Here is a 17461-nt window from a genome sequence, read left to right on the forward strand (position 1 = left end):
CTCGTCTAGGCATTATCCACGGCAAAAGAAATCACTTCATTAATTTTCTCACAACCTAACGCAACCATAATTAGGCGATCGACTCCTAGCGCAACGCCAGAAGAATTTGGTAAGCCAGCTTCTAATGCTGCTAGAAAACGTTCGTCAATGTCTCGAATTGGCAATCCATGTTTTTTTCTTTGCTGATTATCCAATTCAAAACGATGTCTTTGTTCTCGTGCATCTGTCAATTCATGGAAACCATTTGCCAGTTCCAAGCCTTTGTAATAAAACTCAAAGCGTTCTGCAACCCGCTGATCTTCTGGGCTAACTTGTGCTAGGGAGGCTTGTGTTGAGGGGAAATGATAAACCGCAACAGGTCGATCTTTTCCTATTTGAGGTTCAACGACTTCACTAAATAAGAACTGCAATAAAGTATCGCGCTCTTCATTATCTTCAGCCATAAAGTTATGTTTACGCGCTGCTTCGATTAATTCTGAACGTTCTGCAGATAAGGGATCTAAACCTACATATTCTTGAAAAACAAATTGGTAGCTTAAACTTTCTGCTGGTGGGCAATCTAAAATTTGTTGGAGTAAATCATCTACTTCATTAATTAAACGATGCATATTAAAGTGCGGTCGATACCATTCCAACATGGTAAATTCTGGATTGTGGCGATTACCGGCTTCTTCATTACGGAACACTTTACTGATTTGGAATATCGGTCCACTGCCTGCAGCGAGCAAGCGTTTCATATGATATTCAGGGCTTGTAGAAAGCCAAAGTGTTTTGGATTGTTCACCAAAAGGCGCGAGAAATTCCGTGTTAAATGTGGAAAGGTGCAAATCAGTAACGCCAAATTCACTTAGAACAGGCGTCTCAACTTCAAGCAAGCCTCGCTCTGTAAAAAATTGACGAATTTCAGCAATAATTTTTGCACGTTTAAGAAGATTTTTTATATCGGCAGAAGGTTGCCAATGAGTAAGTGCGGTCATTTTTATTCCCATTTTTAAATTTGCATCATTGTAAACGAGAGCTCTTCTCAACTCAATCTAAGCTTTTTTGAGGTAGATCACAAAATCGTTCTTTTCCCCTTTCCCTACATAAAAAACGTTATTAATTTGTAACAAAAAATGGCAGAATGGACTCACTAAATTACCCTTTTAGGGTGATTTCTATTTTTTACTTTCTACATTTATTGGAGGATATCGTGCAAACAGTTAATGTCGATATTGCGATTGTTGGCGCTGGTGGCGGCGGTTTACGTGCAGCGATTGCAGCAGCAGAAGCAAATCCTAACTTAAAAATTGCATTAGTTTCAAAAGTGTACCCAATGCGTAGCCATACCGTGGCAGCAGAAGGTGGCGCAGCGGCAGTGATCAAAGAAGAAGATTCTTACGATAAACACTTCCAAGATACCGTTGCTGGTGGTGACTGGCTTTGCGAACAAGATGTTGTAGAATATTTCGTACAACATTCACCTGTGGAAATGACTCAATTAGAACGTTGGGGATGTCCTTGGAGCCGTAAAGCTGATGGCGATGTAAACGTACGTCGTTTTGGTGGAATGAAAATTGAGCGCACTTGGTTCGCTGCCGATAAAACAGGTTTCCACTTATTACACACGCTTTTCCAAACTTCTATTCAATATCCACAAATTCAACGTTTTGATGAACACTTCGTATTAGATATTCTTGTTGATGATGGCCATGCTCGTGGTATGGTTGCAATGAACATGATGGAAGGTTCGCTGGTTCAAATTAATGCCAATGCGGTTGTGATTGCAACGGGGGGTGGTTGTCGTGCATTTAAATTCAATACCAATGGCGGTATTGTAACAGGTGACGGCTTATCTATGGCGTATCGTCATGGTGTACCACTTCGTGATATGGAGTTTGTTCAATATCACCCAACAGGTTTACCGAATACCGGTATCTTAATGACTGAAGGTTGTCGTGGTGAAGGCGGTATCTTAGTGAATAAAGATGGCTATCGCTATCTTCAAGATTACGGTCTAGGACCAGAAACTCCAATTGGCAAACCTCAAAATAAATATATGGAACTTGGTCCTCGCGATAAAGTTTCTCAAGCATTCTGGCAAGAATGGAAAAAAGGTAATACCTTAAAAACCGCTAAAGGTGTAGATGTTGTGCATTTAGATTTACGTCATCTTGGTGAAAAATATTTACATGAGCGTCTGCCATTCATTTGTGAATTAGCAAGTGCTTATGAAGGTGTAAATCCAGTGAATGAACCAATTCCAGTTCGTCCAGTTGTTCACTACACCATGGGCGGTATTGAAGTCGATTTCAATAGCGAAACTCGTATCAAAGGTTTATTTGCTGTAGGTGAATGTGCATCTTCAGGTTTACATGGCGCAAACCGCTTAGGATCTAACTCTTTAGCTGAACTTGTTGTGTTAGGTCGTGTTGCTGGCGAATATGCGGCTCAACGTGCAGTTGAGGCTCAATCTGTAAATCAAAGTGCGGTTGATGCTCAAGCAAAAGATGTTGTTGCTCGTTTAGAAGCCCTTCATAAACAAGAAGGTAATGAATCTTGGTCTGAAATCCGTGATGAAATGGGTTCTGTAATGGAAGAAGGCTGTGGTATTTACCGTGACCAAGCAAGCATGCAAAAAGCAGTAGATAAAATTGCAGAATTAAAAGAACGTTACAAACGTATTCGCGTAGCAGATAACTCAAGCGTGTTTAATACAGATGTACTTTACACAGTTGAGTTGGGGTACATTCTAGATGTTGCGCAATCTATTGCAAATTCAGCGATTGAACGTAAAGAATCTCGTGGTGCCCATCAACGCTTAGATTACACTGAACGTGATGATGTAAATTATTTAAAACATACACTTGCTTTCTATAATGAGAATGGTGCGCCGCGTATCGAATACAGTCCGGTGAAAATTACTAAATCTCAACCTGCAAAACGTGTTTACGGTGCGGAAGCAGAAGCTCAAGAAGCCGCTGCGAAAGCTAAGGAGCAAGCAAATGGCTAATTCACCAGTAATGAATGTTGAAGTATTACGCTACAATCCTGAAATCGATCAAGAACCGCATTTAAGTACTTATCAAGTACCTTATGATAACCAAACCTCATTACTTGATGCGTTAGGTTATATCAAGGATAAGCTTGAACCATCTCTTTCTTATCGTTGGTCTTGCCGTATGGCGATTTGTGGTTCTTGCGGGATGATGGTAAATAACAAACCGAAATTGGCTTGTAAAACGTTCTTACGTGATTACAGTGGCCATATGCGTATTGAGCCGTTAGCAAATTTCCCAATTGAACGCGACTTAGTGGTTGATTTAAGCCACTTTATCGAAAGTTTAGAGGCAATTAAACCTTATATTATTGGTAACGAAGCACCAGCATTAGATGGCAAACCACATCCATCGAAAGAATTGCAAGTAAGCCGTACTAAACAAACGCCAGCACAGCTTGAGAAATATCGTCAATTCTCAATGTGTATCAACTGTGGTTTATGCTATGCCGCTTGCCCTCAATTTGGTTTAAATCCTGAATTCTTAGGCCCTGCAGCTATTACTATGGCTCATCGTTATAATCTTGATAACCGTGACCATGGTAAAGCAAAACGTATGTCATTATTAAATGGTAAAAACGGGGTTTGGAGTTGTACTTTCGTTGGCTATTGCTCAGAAGTTTGTCCAAAACATGTGGATCCTGCTTCTGCAATTAACCAAGGAAAAGTGGAAAGTGCCAAAGATTACGTTATCTCTATGCTAAAACCAAAAGGCTAAGGGGGAAGGAATGTCAGTAACAGTTAGTAAACGTAAAAAATATGTTCGTCCAATGACAGCGACTTGGTGGCAAAAATTGGACTTCTACAAAGCTTATATGCTACGTGAAGCGACTTCAATCTTTGCTGTATGGTTTTGTATTGTATTGCTTTATGGTGTTCTTTGCCTCGCAAGCAATCCAATGCCAGGATTAGGCATTTTGAGCTTTATTGAGTTTTTAAGAAACCCAATTGTGGTGTTCTTAAATATTATTACGCTTATCGCAACGCTTTATCATACGGTGACATATTTCTTAATGACACCGAAAGTGATGAATATCATTGTGAAAAATGAACGCTTACCACACACTGTTGTAAGAAATGCACTTTGGGCGGTAACCGCATTAGTTAGCGTGATTGCGTTAGTTTTAGTTTATATCTAAGGGAGAGAAAAAATGGTTGATCAAAATCCAAAACGCTCCGGCGAACCGCCAGTATGGTTAATGTTCGGTGCAGGCGGCACAGTGAGTGCAATTTTCTTCCCTGTCGTTATTTTAATTATCGGTTTGTTATTACCATTTGGTTTAGTCGATGCGCATAATTTAATTACTTTTGCTTATTCTTGGATTGGTAAATTAGTTATTTTAGTGCTTACTATTTTCCCAATGTGGTGTGGTTTACACCGTATTCACCACGGTATGCACGATCTTAAAGTGAATGTGCCAGCTGGTGGATTTATCTTTTATGGTTTAGCCACAATTTATACTGTTTGGGTGTTATTTGCGGTAACGAGTCTATAAGAGCTAGATTCATTATAAAAAAGCGAGCTTAAGCTCGCTTTTTGCTATAAAATTATCGTCCTTTCTAACCCTTACAATCAAAAAAAACAGCTATAAAAATATAGCTGTCTAAATTCACAAATTTCTATTACCAATTATGATAATGATGATAATAACCGACCCCAACAGCGGGGACCACAGGAAGAGTAGGGCTAATAATTCTTACTTTCGCTTTCTCATCACTCGCATTCATTTTTAGTGGTGTTTCTTCTTGTTTAGAGACCCGAGCTTTTTGTGAGGCCACAACAGTATTTCCACTCTGCACTCGGGCGTTATATTCCTGAACTGTTTTCATATCATAAATGCCATTATCTGGCTTATTATCAGAAGAACATGCGACTAATAAACATGTTATACCTAATACTAAAATATTTTTTTTCATATCCACCTCTATTTACAAATTACTTCTGTTAACACCGCTTTCCCTTCTGATACATTATTAACAGCCTTTTCCTTCAATTTCTTATTTTCTATAATTTGAATGCGCTCAGATACTTTTTTATCAGAAATAGAATAAACGGGTACATAACTTAAATTTTGAGTATTCTTCCCACCATAAATTGTAGCGCCAGTTACGCTGCCATAATATTCTGTTTTATCATTGGGTGAAAGATAATTGTGGGTTGAATTTGTATAGTTTACACCTCTAGCCTTAAACCCTTTACAAATCCCAGCCGGAGATTCATAAATAGTTTGAGATGAACTCATCTCATCCATTTTATAAACTTTTAATTCAATACTCTGCCCCAAAAGCTGTACATCATTATCTGAAATTTCAGACGAAAAGCTTTTTTGATCTGTCGAATCAACATAAGTAATATTACTTGCAATAGAAACCTGAGCAATAACAAGGCTGCTAACAATGAGAAAAAATAACGGAACCGAAATATAAGATTGATGCTTCATGTTTATTTTTTCCTTAGTCTTTACTATATTGATATCGCTCTAACCTCAAACCATTAGGCTTAAAAAAGAGTAACATTTCAAGCGATAAATTATCTGTCCTAATTAATTTGTATTAATTATGATAGTAACATAATGAAAACCTAATAAATAGGTTCATCATCAATAATCATTTTTACCGCACTATATCAGAAAGTACTACAATGCTCTAGGTTATTTTTCAGGGGTAATACTTTTTGATTTTTCTTCGTTTTGCGCTTCTAAAGCATCACGCGCGGCACGAATACTTTTTTCAATTAGTGGAACACGCTCATCATCTTTCGGCATTAAGCGCAACATCATCGCCCAAGTTACTGCCGCCATTTTATAATCTTCCGTTTCAAAATAACGGAATGCGAGCAAACTTAGGGCCTCAACGTTAGTATGATCTTGACGAATCACTTCACGTAATAAATCGCCACCTTTTAGTTTATCAGTCGCATCATCAGAGAACATCAACACGCGAGCATAGCCTAATTTATATTGCACATTATCTGGTTCTAACTTGTTAGCCTTCTGATAACTATCAAATGCTAAACGTACATCACCTAAATTCATCCCAATCTGACCGAGCATCCACCATTTTTTTGCATCAGTTGGATTTTTCTGCAAATCGATTCGAAGTCCGGTAGAAAATTGCTGCATTTCTGCATCAGAAAATGGATTTTTATCTTCATCTTTCATTCGCTCATAGAAATATGGCAATTTCGCATAAGTTTGCTCTAACATCGATTCTGCTTGCCAAGAGCCCACCATAAAATAAGAAGAGCCCGCGATAATTCCTAGCGCCAACACGCCAGACACAAACCACACTTTTCCATAAGATTTGCCAGAATAATCCACATTCTCTTGAACCTTGCTCGGCACATCATCAAGCAAGGTTTTCTGTAATTCTTGTTTGAGTTGCTCAACATTTTCAACTAAACCTTGGGAATTATCTTGCTCAATTTCTTCCAAGCGTGAGAAATATAACGCTTTATTTAAATCATCACGTTTTTGCCCATGTTTCGCTTTGAATTGACGCAATAAAGGATAAAAACAAATTAACGCCACAACTAAAGTGGTTAATATAAAAATTAATGCAAAATTCATCTATTTATCCTTGTTTAATAATTCTGCCAAACGCGCATTATCTTCATCAGTTAAAACATCTTGGGATTTCACCGCACTTTGAGCTTTTGGTTTACGTCTTAATAAAAATCCCCCCCCTAACAAAACAAGCAATAATGGCGCAATCCATAGCACTAATGTACTCGCTGTCATAGGGGGATCGTAAGTTACAAAATTGCCGTAGCGTGCCACCATATAATCCACTACATCATTTTTCGATTTGCCTTCTTGTAAAAGCTCAAATACTTTGCCTCGCATATCCACAGCAATAGTTGCGTTAGAATCCGCAATATTGTTATTTTGACATTGAGGGCAACGCAAAGATTGTGTTAATTGGTGGTAATCACTCTCTTGCTGTGGAGAACTAAAATTTAATGCGTCAATAGCTGAAAACGCCACTGAGCTAAACAAAAGTGCGGTCAAAAATAGCCATGTTTTTTTCATTATTGTTGCTCCGAAAGTTTGTCATAAATTGGTTTTAAAGTCTGAGTCCAAACTTTTTCGTTTACATCTCCAGCATAACGATAATGAATCACACCTTTTCCATCTACAATGAAAGTTTCTGGTGCCCCATATACTCCTAAATCCAAACCGAAAGAACCTTTTTCATCTTTTAAAACAACTTTATAAGGATTGCCAAGATCTTTTAACCACTTCATTGCTTTAGGTGATTCATCTTTATAATCTAAACCGATAATTCGCACACCGTCTTTAGCAAGTTTGTTTAAATATTGATGTTCGGCATAACAAGTCGGACACCACGTCGCCCACACATTAAGCAAAACCGGCTTACCTTGTTGAAACAATTCATTCGTGTAAGCTTTATTTTCAAAAAGCTCTGTTAAATTTTTTGCCGGCACAGGCTTTCCAACCAAAGCAGATTCTAGTGCTTTAATATCTTCACCTTGCGCATTGCGTTTTAATTGCACTAAAAATGCAATTGTTATCGATAAAAAGAGAATAAGAGGAACGAGTAATTTTTTTTTCATTTTTTACCGCACTTTAAATATAAAAAACCAAAGTAGACTTTTATAAAAGCCCGCATTGTTCACATAATCTAATTAAAAGTTAAGGCACACCTAATCAAGGTGCGCCGTCATATTATTTTTTCAATAAAGCGTTAAATCGATAGCGTCGATCGAACATACACAACAATCCACCTAACGCCATAAACAAGCCACCAATCCAAATCCAACGAATAAACGGCTTGTAATATAAACGTAACGCCCAAGAATTATCATCAATCTTTTCACCGAGAGCCACATAGAGGTCACGAGTTAAACCACCAGCAATGGCGGCTTCCGTCATAGACATACGACTTACTGTGTAAAAACGTTTTTCTGCAAATAAGCTTGCTTCTGGTTGCCCATCTTTCGAAATATCAATTTGAGCTTTTCCACCAATATAGTTTGGGCCATTTGCATCCGTCACACCAGCAAATTTAAAATCGTAACGACCGATTTGTGCACTCTCGCCAACCTTCATTCGAACATCACGTTCTACGCTGAAGTTTTGGCTAAAGGCGATCCCCCAAACTGTCATTGCTACGCCTAAGTGAGCTAACATCATTCCCCAATGAGAACGAGATAGTTTGCGTACGCCAACAAAGAATGATTCACGATGCGTCGCACGTTGTTGCAATTCATAAAGCGCAAGTAACGCAATAATTACAGTCATCATTGAACCCAGCACAGAACTTACTGTAATTTTATCTTGCAAGAAGTAAGGTAACGCAAAACCTGCAATCAGCATAACAAATACGCTGATAACAACAGGCATACGAATTGCAGAAAATTGGTCTCTACGCCATTTCACCAAAGGTCCAATACCAAGCAATAATGCAAATGGTGTCATAATAATTAAGAACATTTGATCAAAGAATGGCGCACCAATAGAAATAGAACCTAAACCAAGTTGTTTGTGAACGAGTGGTAATAACGTTCCTAAGAATACAACGCAAAGTGCGGTCATTAATAAGATATTATTTAATAACAACATGCTTTCGCGTGAATAGCGTTCTGCATTATCACGAGAGCGAATTTGACTGCCTTTATACGCATAGAGCGCAAGCGAACCACCAATTACTACAACAAGGTAAGCCAAAATATACAAACCACGAGTTGGATCCGATGCAAATGCGTGAACTGAAACTAAGATGCCAGAACGAACTAAGAACGTGCCGAGTAAACAAAGCGAAAAGGCTAAAATCGCAAGTAATACCGTCCAAGCTTTGAAAGAACCACGTTTTTCTGTCACAGACAGAGAGTGAATCAATGCTGTACCAGCAAGCCAAGGCATAAACGAGGAGTTTTCCACAGGATCCCAGAACCACCAGCCGCCCCAGCCAAGCTCATAATAAGCCCACCAAGAACCGAGAACGATACCTAAAGTTAAAAACACCCAAGCAGCAAGCGTCCAAGGACGAGACCAACGCGCCCAAGCTGAATCTAATTTTCCAGTCATTAAGGATGCGATCGCAAACGCAAATGCCACAGAAAAACCAACATAGCCCATATAAAGTAATGGCGGATGGAAAATTAATCCTACATCTTGCAACATTGGGTTAAGTTCTTTTCCGTCCACTGGGAAATCTGGGAAAGTACGAGTAAAAGGATTTGAGGTGAACAAGACGAACAACACAAAACCGACGCTAATAATCCCCATTATACCAAGTACACGAGCAACAGCTTCTTGAGGTAAATGTTTACTCAATAAAGCAACGGCAGATGACCAAACGGCCAGTAACCAAATCCACAGTAATAAAGAACCTTCATGAGAGCCCCATACGGCAGACAAACGATAATAAATCGGTAAAGCCGTATTAGAGTTATTCACAACATACTGAACACTAAAATCATTTACTGCGAATAAATAAAATAACGCAGCAAAAGCGATGCTTAGACTTGCCAATAAACCATAAGTCATTGGGCGAGCTAATGCCATTAATTGAGCATTACCCTTTTCTGCCCCCCACAAAGGGAAAATCGCCAACATAAGCGATACGGCTAAGCTTAAAGCCAGCGCATAATTTCCTAATTCAGCAATCATTTTGCGCCTTCTTTTTCTTGACGATCACGTGTGCTTTCGCCTTTTAAATCCGCATCACCAATCCCCATTGGTTTATGCACTTTTTGCATTTTTTCACCTAATTCTGGTGGCACATAATTTTCATCATGTTTAGCCAATACTTCTGTCGCGGTTAAAACGGTTGGCTGAGTTAATACACCTTGAGCCACAATACCTTGTCCTTCGCGGAAAAGATCCGGCAAAATGCCTTCATATTCAACAGTGATCGCAGGGCCAATATCATTCAAATCGAACCGCACTTTCAAGCTTTTTGGATCACGCACTACTGTGCCTTCAACCACCATACCGCCAACACGAATACGTTGCCCCACTTCAGGTTTTTGATTCGGGTTATTATCCTTGCCTTGAATCACTTCAGATGGCGTATAAAACAAGTCGATATTTTGACGTAACGCATACAGCATCAATCCACTTGCAATAGCAATGCCGAGCACAACAAAAATGACTAATTTAAATCTGGATTTACGTCTTGGATTCATAGTGTGTTCCCTTTATTTGCTTGTTGTAAACGTTCTTCGCGTTGTTGCTCACGCAATACATTTTGTAACACTGTCTTGCGTTGTTTTACACTTTGAACAATTAAGGCAATAACTGCCACTAAACTTACTGCATAGGATAACCATACGTAAAAACCGTAGCCACCCATATTAAAAAAATCACTCCAAGTCTGGAAAAACATAAAATATTCCTTATAAAAAATCGCTAAAAAACTAACCGCACTTTATTTCAGTGTTTGAGCCAATGCTTTAACCCAAGGACGTTTCGCATCTTCTTTCAACAATTCCACGCGATAACGAACTAAAGTAAGCCAAATATACAAGGTTAAAAAACCGAAGATACACAAAATTAATGGAACCAACATTGGAATTGCAATAGATGGTTTTTCCAGTTTAGTGATACTCGCACCTTGATGTAACGTGTTCCACCATTCCACAGAAAAATGAATAATCGGTAAAATCACGACCGTTGTAATGCATAAAATTCCCGCAGCTTTTGCCCCTACGTTACGATCTGAAAAAGCAGAATAAAGCGCTAAGATACCAAGATAAAGAAAGAATAAGATCAATTCTGCAGTTAAGCGAGCATCCCACACCCACCAAGTGCCCCACATTGGTTTACCCCAAATGGCGCCCGTAACAAGCGATAAAAAAGTAAATAATGCACCAATTGGCGCCATTGCAATCATGGCGAGGTGAGCTTGCTTAATTTGCCACACAAGGGCAACCACAGCTGCAATCGCCATTGATCCGTACACACCCATTGACCAAATCGCTGTCGGCACATGAACATACATAATTCGGAAACTATTACCCTGTTGGTAATCTGCTGGGGCGAATGCTAAGCCCCATACAATGCCAACACCGAGTAAAATAAGTGTTAAAAATGCAAATAGCGGACTCAATTTACCGCAGATACGATACTGAGTTTCGGGTTTTGCATAAGGATGTAACCACTTCCACATAAAAAAGATCCTTAAAAATTAAAGAGAAAAACCACCGCACTTTTATACGGTGAAATGAAATTAATTATCTAAACTAATTCGCAGTGCCGCGGCGATGGCAAAAGGCGAAAGCGTTACTGCGCCAACCATCATGGCACCTAAAATTGCCAATTGCCCTCCATAAGGCACATTTAAACCTGCCGCCTCTAATATTGATGACGCAAAAATTAAAACAGGAATAAACAACGGAACAACAAGCAAACTCAACAACACGCCACCTTTTCTCAATCCCACCGTTAAAGCCACACCAATTGCACCGATACAACTCAATACAGGAGTGCCCAGTAACAATGTCAAAACCAATGCCCACCAAATATTGACCTCAAGAGAAAGCAACAAAGCGGCAATAGGTGATAGCAAAATAAGCGGCAAGCCAGTGAGCAACCAATGTGCAACGACTTTAGCCAAAGCCGTCATCGGCAAAGGCTGTGCGGTTAACATTAATTGTTCAAGAGAACCATCAATAAAATCATCACGAAATAAACGTTCAAAAGAAAGCAATGCTGAAAGTAATGCTGCTACCCATGCAATACCCGGTGCGATACGGGAAAGCAATGTTGGATCTGGCCCAATAACAAGCGGAAACAAAGTAATCACAAGCAAAAAGAACCATAGCGGATTTAAAATTTCCGCATTTTTGCGCATCGCAATTTGAAGTTCTCGTTTAATTATTTCTAAAAAAATCATTAAGTTATTCCGCTTTATAAGCCGCTAAATTCAATTTTTGCAGATGAGAACTTGGCACTTCTTGGTGGCTGGTTAACAACACAATACCACCTCGTTGAGCATGCTCATCAAAAAGTGCAGTTAGAATTTCCACGCCTTTTTTATCAATCGCAGTAAACGGCTCATCTAAAATCCATAAAGGCGCTTGAGATAGCCATAAACGACCTAATGCGATACGTTTTTGTTGTCCTGCAGAAAGTTGTGCGGCTGGCAAATCTTCACGACCTAACAATCCCACTTTCTCAAGCAAATCCCACAAAATATCAGTATTTTGTTCCGCTTGGCTAATTCGTTGATAAAACTGCAAATTTTCCCATGCTGTTAGTTCTGGTTTTACGCCTGAAAGATGACCTAAATAAAGCAAATTCTGATAATACTGTTCACGTTGTTTAGAAATTGCTTCAGAATCCCACCGCACTTCGCCTTCTAAAGGTTGGGCTAAACCCGCAAGAATACGTAATAAACTGGTTTTACCTATGCCGTTATGCCCTTCAATTTGCACAAAATCACCGCTATTAAAATCGCAAGTCAAAGCACGAAAAAGTACTCGCTCACCACGTTGGCAGGATAAATTTTGCAGAGATAACTTGTGTGGTTCAAACATAATTGCAAAGGGAAAATAAAAAGTGGCGATATTCTATCACAAGGGAAATATTTGACGAGATTTTAGCCCTCAAAACAAATAACTATTTAGGTGTAGATCGATAGGTTTATTGATTTAAAACAAGGTTTAATAAATTCGTCTATTAATGCAAAAGGAAAAACATTTAATGATCTAAATCAAATTTTTTGCTATTATTTGCTCACTTTTGGTTATAGACCAAAACCCTCAACGAAATTTGTCTTTACATAGAAGGAATAAATTATGGCTTACACTCTACCTGAATTAGGCTACGCCTACGATGCATTAGAACCACATTTCGATGCGCAAACAATGGAAATCCACCACAGCAAACACCATCAAGCTTATGTAAACAATGCAAACGCTGCATTAGAAGGTTTACCCGCTGAATTAGTGGAAATGTGCCCAAGTCAATTAGTTTCTAACCTTGACAAAATCCCTGCAGAAAAACGTGGTGCATTACGCAATAATGCAGGCGGTCACACAAACCACAGTTTATTTTGGAAAAGTTTGAAAAAAGGTACTACTTTACAAGGTACATTAAAAGATGCGATTGAACGTGATTTCGGTTCTGTAGAAACATTTAAAGCTGAATTTGAAAAAGCAGCCGCAACTCGTTTTGGTTCAGGTTGGGCGTGGTTAGTATTAACTGCTGAAGGTAAATTAGCCGTGGTATCAACAGCAAACCAAGATAACCCATTAATGGGTAAAGAAGTAGCTGGTTGTGAAGGTTTCCCACTTTTAGGTTTAGACGTTTGGGAACACGCTTACTACTTAAAATTCCAAAACCGTCGTCCAGACTACATTAAAGAATTCTGGAACGTGGTAAACTGGGATTTCGTTGCAGAACGTTTTGAACAAAAAACAGCCCATTCAGAATGTAATTGTGCTAAATAATAAAAGATAAAGGCCTAGAAAACTAGGCCTTTGTTTTTTATATTATTTTTGACTACATACAGCAATAAAATGTAATTTATGTTCAGGATCATTAAAGGTTTTGTACATTCTTTTAAATTGCTCGCGATTTTCCGCTTTCATAGCATTACGGATGATTTTTAACGTTCCAAGAATACCCTCATCATAAATCATTCCTTTTGGTGAAAGTAATGTCATCTCACCAGAGAAAGTATCAACATTTCTAAAGCCACTTTCTTGGAATATTCCTTTCCAGCCATCTTTCGTTAATGGCGTTACCGTCACGTTAATCGCTTTGCGCATATTTTCTAGAATAGTTTGATGATCATTCCCCACCAGCATAACATCGTGAGTAAGTAATAAACCATTAGGTTTTAACACTCGAAAATATTCTGCAATAGCTTTTTTCTTCGCTTCCACGGGTAACATTGTGAGCATCGCTTCATTGATGACAATATCAAAACTTTCATCCTCAAAAGGCAACTTCATCGCATTCGCTCGCTGCACATGAATTTTTTCTTGCAAACCATTTGCTTCGATATTTGCTTGTGCTTTTTCTAACGCATGTTCATCTAAATCAACACCTTCAATATAGCAACCAAACTGCTTCGCCAATCCAATTGCTGTCGTTCCCATATTACAAGCAACCTCTAAAACTTTTTTATCTTGGCTAAAATCACCATTGGCAATTAACCAATCTGTTGCTTTTTTACCGCCTGGACGCAAACGAGTTTTACCTAAACGTGCAAGAAAATTATGCCCTACTTCATCTTTTGCCATATCTATCTCCTAGTAATTAACTTGGTTTTTATATTATAGATGAAAATTATTCTTATTAAAGTAGTAAAGCAAAAAATAACCCAACCGATTGGTTGGGCTATAAAAAAGCAGGTAAATTTACCGCACTTTAAATCAGTTAGGTTTCCATTCACCATTAAGCACAGTTGCTGTCACTTTATAATCTGACGTAAACACGGCTAAATTTGCGATTTTTCCTTTTTCTACCGAACCTAAACGATCATCCACACCAATTGCTCGTGCAGGATAAAGGTTACTCATTCGAATTGCTTCAGCAAGCGGAATTTCTACAAACTCCACTGCATTCTTAATAGATTCGATCATGGTAATTGATGCACCAGCGATCGTACCGTTTGCATCAAAACAGCGGCCATCTCGGATATAAATAGTTTTTCCTACAAAGGTGAAGGTTTCCAATTCAGGTGGTGCACCAGCTGCAGCAAGAGAGTCTGTCACAATACAAAGTTTGTCACCTTTGATTTTTTTATCAATGCGAACATTGCCGTAATTGATGTGCACACCATCCACGATAATACCAGTGTAAACATCAGAATCGAGTACCGCCCCCACTACGCCCATTGCACGTCCAGAACTAATTGGCGACATTGCATTATGCAAGTGAGTCGCAAAAGTTGCGCCTTTGTGGAATGCAGCTTTAGCCACTTCATAAGTCGCATTGGAATGACCTATAGAGACAATAATGCCCGCTTTCACAAAATCAGGCGTATAGTTAATGGTTGGGTTTTCTGCGGCAATGGTAATTTTTGTAATGACATCAGCATTTTCACAGAGAAAATATTTCATTTCAGGCGTAATTTCACGAATATATTCGGGACGGTGTACACCTTTTTTCTCAACACTGATAAACGGCCCTTCAATATGTAAACCAAGTGCTTGGTTTTTATGCTTGTTTAAATATTCACGCATAATTTTCACCGCACTTTTTATGTTTTCATCTGGTGCCGTGATAAAAGTAGGAAGGAAACTTGTACAACCTGATTTCAAGTTAGTTTCCTGCATAATTTCCAAAGTTTCAATGCTAGTTTGGTCGTTAAACATCACCCCACCACAGCCATTTAATTGAAGATCAATAAAACCCGCCGTTAAATTATTACCTTGTAAATCAATGGTTCTGATACCTGTTTCTAATTCAGCTTGTGAAACTACCGCTTCAATAATTTCACCGTTAATAATTACAGCAAAATCACGTAAAACATCATATTTTGTGTAAATCACACAATTCGTTAATGCATATCTCATTTTTTGTCCTTAAATAAAATAATCAGAAAAATTACCGCTCTTTTCAGCGGCAGGATCTTATAACACGCTATGAATGGCGCGTTGTTCTAATTCAGTAAAATATTTAACCGTTTTTACTTTCAATTCTTGTTGTGCAGGCTCATCACAAACTAACACAAAATGGCGATGTAGTTGAAGTGCACTCACTGTCCACATATGGTTCACACCACCTTCTACGGCTGCTTGAACTGCAAGCGCCTTATGGTGGCCAGTTGCAAGGATCATCACTTCTTCTGCATCTAATAATGTGCCTACACCAATAGTTAAAGCATACTTTGGCACTTTATTCACATCATTATCAAAGAAGCGTGAATTTGCGATCAGCGTGTCTTGAGTTAAGGTTTTAATACGAGTACGGGAACTTAATGATGACGCCGGTTCATTAAAGGCAATATGGCCATCATTGCCTACTCCGCCCATAAATAAATTAATTTTTCCGTAAGATTTAATTTTTTCTTCATAACGGCGACATTCTGCATCATGATCATCCGTGTTGCCATTAAGAATATTGATATTTTCTGGCTGAATATCGATATGATTGAAAAAATTGTTATACATAAAACTATGATAACTTTCAGGGTGTTCCTCTGGTAAACCTACATATTCGTCCATATTGAATGTTACCACATGCTTAAAGCTCACCTCGCCCGCTTTACAAAGTGCAATTAATTCTTGGTAAGTTTTTAATGGTGTGCCACCAGTTGGTAAACCGAGAACAAATGGACGTTCAGCCGTAGGATTAAAATGATTGATACGATCAACAATATGGCGTGCAGCCCAACGACTCACCTGTTGTTCGTTGTGTAGAGGAATAAGGCGCATACTATACTTCCTTTATTTTCAATACCGTAGATAAACAAACCAACGGTTAAACATAATGGTTCCCCACTACGAAATAGAAAAACTGAGAAGCAGGAAACGAGAATTGCTACCCCAAGAGGGATAAATTATGAGTAACCTGGGGAAATCAATCCCCTAGGTTCTCACGATATTCCATTAATTATAAAAATTTCGCTTTCAACTCTTTTGCTTTAGCAAGCTGAGCATCCGTTGCTTTTGCTGTCATTGGCTCACGGCAATAACCCGCATCCACACCTTCTAATTTAAGCAATTCTTTGATGGTTAAATATAAACCATTCGCTAAAATGCCTTCGATTAAATCGTTGGTTACATGTTGAATTTCTAACGCTTCGGCTAATTTACCCGCTTTGGTCAATTCAAAAATTTGACGAGCACGAACGCCGTTTACGTTGAAAGTTGAACCGATTGCACCATCCACACCAAGTGCGGCCGCAGGTAACATCATTTCATCGAAACCAGCCCAAATTAAGTGGTTTGGATAAGCTTTTTTCAAACGTTCTAATAAATAGAAGTCACCAGCTGTGAATTTTACCCCTAATACTTTCGGGTTTTTGTAAAGTTCACCAAATTGTTCAATTCCCATATTCACGCCAGTTAAGAACGGAATAGAATACACGATCATATTATTGCCTGTTTCTGCAATAATGGTGTCGTAATAATGTTTGATTTCAGGGAAACTAAATTTATAGTAGAACGGAGTAACTGCAGATAAGCTATCGTAGCCTAATTCTGTTGCATATTTACCTAATTCAACTGCTTCTTTTAAGTTTACGCTACCCACTTGAGCAATTAGCGCGATTTGATCTTTTGCTTCATCTTTTGCAATACGGAAGATTTCTTTTTTCTCTTCAGTTGAAAGCATAAAGTTTTCGCCTGTTGAACCACCCACATATAAACCATCAACTTTCATTTTGTCGATATTGTGGCGGATAATTTGACGTAAACCTTTTTCATTAATTGTGCCATCTTCATTAAATGACACTAATAATGCACTGAAAATACCTTTTAAATCACGCATAAGTTTTCTC

Annotated in this window: 21 protein-coding genes; 5 read left to right on the forward strand and 16 right to left on the reverse strand. The window is 38.6% G+C overall.

From position 1 onward, the window contains the following. Positions 1 to 5: 5 nt before the first annotated feature. The gene (gene epmA, locus KP712_RS04660; RefSeq protein ID WP_215770619.1) at positions 6 to 977 is read right to left on the reverse strand and encodes an elongation factor P--(R)-beta-lysine ligase; all 972 of its coding nucleotides are present in this window, start codon (positions 975 to 977) and stop codon (positions 6 to 8) included. A 215-nt stretch (positions 978 to 1192) separates the two neighbouring features. Between epmA and frdA the strand changes: the two genes are divergently transcribed. Genes frdA through frdD form a run of 4 tightly spaced genes read left to right on the forward strand, consistent with a single transcriptional unit; the run spans position 1193 to position 4533 of the window. Further along, the gene (frdA, locus tag KP712_RS04665) at positions 1193 to 2992 is read left to right on the forward strand and encodes a fumarate reductase (quinol) flavoprotein subunit (protein WP_046942098.1); all 1800 of its coding nucleotides are present in this window, start codon (positions 1193 to 1195) and stop codon (positions 2990 to 2992) included. Beyond that, positions 2985 to 3755 (forward strand): succinate dehydrogenase/fumarate reductase iron-sulfur subunit, encoded by a 771-nt coding sequence (locus KP712_RS04670; RefSeq protein WP_005639269.1) that lies wholly within the window; start codon positions 2985 to 2987, stop codon positions 3753 to 3755. Before frdA ends, KP712_RS04670 begins: the two co-directional genes overlap by 8 nt. Positions 3756 to 3765: 10 nt before the next feature. Continuing rightward, on the forward strand, positions 3766 to 4176 hold the full coding sequence (gene frdC / locus KP712_RS04675) for a fumarate reductase subunit FrdC (RefSeq protein ID WP_005631314.1): 411 nt from the start codon (positions 3766 to 3768) through the stop codon (positions 4174 to 4176). Positions 4177 to 4188: 12 nt separating this feature from the next. Further along, positions 4189 to 4533, forward strand: coding sequence for a fumarate reductase subunit FrdD (gene frdD, locus KP712_RS04680; protein WP_111407569.1), 345 nt, complete (start codon positions 4189 to 4191; stop codon positions 4531 to 4533). Positions 4534 to 4660: 127 nt separating this feature from the next. Here frdD and KP712_RS04685 read toward each other — a convergent pair whose 3' ends face one another. The 11 genes from KP712_RS04685 to ccmA form a co-directional block, all read right to left on the reverse strand. Then, entirely contained in the window at positions 4661 to 4954 is a 294-nt protein-coding gene (locus KP712_RS04685) for a hypothetical protein (protein ID WP_048953952.1), read from the reverse strand. Between the two features lie 8 nt (positions 4955 to 4962). Next, positions 4963 to 5478: a hypothetical protein gene (locus KP712_RS04690; protein WP_215770620.1), complete on the reverse strand. Its 516-nt coding sequence runs from the start codon at positions 5476 to 5478 to the stop codon at positions 4963 to 4965. Between the two features lie 210 nt (positions 5479 to 5688). After that, positions 5689 to 6606: a c-type cytochrome biogenesis protein CcmI gene (gene ccmI, locus KP712_RS04695; RefSeq protein ID WP_215770621.1), complete on the reverse strand. Its 918-nt coding sequence runs from the start codon at positions 6604 to 6606 to the stop codon at positions 5689 to 5691. After that, the gene (locus tag KP712_RS04700) at positions 6607 to 7068 is read right to left on the reverse strand and encodes a cytochrome c-type biogenesis protein (protein WP_215770622.1); all 462 of its coding nucleotides are present in this window, start codon (positions 7066 to 7068) and stop codon (positions 6607 to 6609) included. Beyond that, the gene (locus tag KP712_RS04705; protein WP_046942240.1) at positions 7068 to 7613 is read right to left on the reverse strand and encodes a DsbE family thiol:disulfide interchange protein; all 546 of its coding nucleotides are present in this window, start codon (positions 7611 to 7613) and stop codon (positions 7068 to 7070) included. The genes KP712_RS04700 and KP712_RS04705 overlap by 1 nt, the downstream gene beginning before the upstream one ends. Positions 7614 to 7725: 112 nt before the next feature. Further along, on the reverse strand, positions 7726 to 9672 hold the full coding sequence (locus KP712_RS04710; RefSeq protein WP_111407572.1) for a heme lyase CcmF/NrfE family subunit: 1947 nt from the start codon (positions 9670 to 9672) through the stop codon (positions 7726 to 7728). After that, positions 9669 to 10190 (reverse strand): cytochrome c maturation protein CcmE, encoded by a 522-nt coding sequence (ccmE, locus tag KP712_RS04715; RefSeq protein WP_005631161.1) that lies wholly within the window; start codon positions 10188 to 10190, stop codon positions 9669 to 9671. Before ccmE ends, KP712_RS04710 begins: the two co-directional genes overlap by 4 nt. Further along, complete coding sequence (ccmD, locus tag KP712_RS04720; protein WP_005634314.1) at positions 10187 to 10390, reverse strand: heme exporter protein CcmD; 204 nt, start codon at positions 10388 to 10390, stop codon at positions 10187 to 10189. Before ccmD ends, ccmE begins: the two co-directional genes overlap by 4 nt. Positions 10391 to 10432: 42 nt before the next feature. Continuing rightward, positions 10433 to 11173, reverse strand: a complete 741-nt coding sequence (locus KP712_RS04725) for a heme ABC transporter permease (RefSeq protein ID WP_005634316.1) — start codon at positions 11171 to 11173, stop codon at positions 10433 to 10435. A 60-nt stretch (positions 11174 to 11233) separates the two neighbouring features. Beyond that, positions 11234 to 11899, reverse strand: coding sequence for a heme exporter protein CcmB (ccmB, locus tag KP712_RS04730; protein WP_111407573.1), 666 nt, complete (start codon positions 11897 to 11899; stop codon positions 11234 to 11236). 4 nt (positions 11900 to 11903) lie between these two features. Beyond that, positions 11904 to 12542, reverse strand: a complete 639-nt coding sequence (gene ccmA, locus KP712_RS04735) for a cytochrome c biogenesis heme-transporting ATPase CcmA (RefSeq protein WP_111407574.1) — start codon at positions 12540 to 12542, stop codon at positions 11904 to 11906. Between the two features lie 261 nt (positions 12543 to 12803). Between ccmA and sodA the strand changes: the two genes are divergently transcribed. Beyond that, positions 12804 to 13457: a superoxide dismutase [Mn] gene (gene sodA, locus KP712_RS04740; protein WP_111407575.1), complete on the forward strand. Its 654-nt coding sequence runs from the start codon at positions 12804 to 12806 to the stop codon at positions 13455 to 13457. Positions 13458 to 13499: 42 nt separating this feature from the next. Here the strand turns inward: sodA and KP712_RS04745 are convergent, their stop codons facing one another. The 4 genes from KP712_RS04745 to nanA all read right to left on the reverse strand — a co-directional run bounded on the left by KP712_RS04745 (position 13500) and on the right by nanA (position 17451). Beyond that, the gene (locus KP712_RS04745; RefSeq protein WP_111407576.1) at positions 13500 to 14255 is read right to left on the reverse strand and encodes a class I SAM-dependent methyltransferase; all 756 of its coding nucleotides are present in this window, start codon (positions 14253 to 14255) and stop codon (positions 13500 to 13502) included. Positions 14256 to 14387: 132 nt separating this feature from the next. Further along, a complete protein-coding gene (gene nagA, locus KP712_RS04750) occupies positions 14388 to 15533 on the reverse strand; it encodes an N-acetylglucosamine-6-phosphate deacetylase (RefSeq protein WP_111407577.1) in 1146 nt (381 codons plus the stop codon). Positions 15534 to 15590: 57 nt separating this feature from the next. After that, the gene (gene nagB / locus KP712_RS04755) at positions 15591 to 16394 is read right to left on the reverse strand and encodes a glucosamine-6-phosphate deaminase (protein ID WP_009500377.1); all 804 of its coding nucleotides are present in this window, start codon (positions 16392 to 16394) and stop codon (positions 15591 to 15593) included. A gap of 178 nt (positions 16395 to 16572) precedes the next feature. Further along, on the reverse strand, positions 16573 to 17451 hold the full coding sequence (gene nanA / locus KP712_RS04760; protein ID WP_005631506.1) for an N-acetylneuraminate lyase: 879 nt from the start codon (positions 17449 to 17451) through the stop codon (positions 16573 to 16575). Positions 17452 to 17461: the final 10 nt, after the last annotated feature.

The sequence above is a fragment of the Haemophilus sp. SZY H68 genome, from assembly GCF_018829685.1.
Taxonomy (GTDB): Bacteria; Pseudomonadota; Gammaproteobacteria; order Enterobacterales; family Pasteurellaceae; genus Haemophilus; species Haemophilus haemolyticus_K.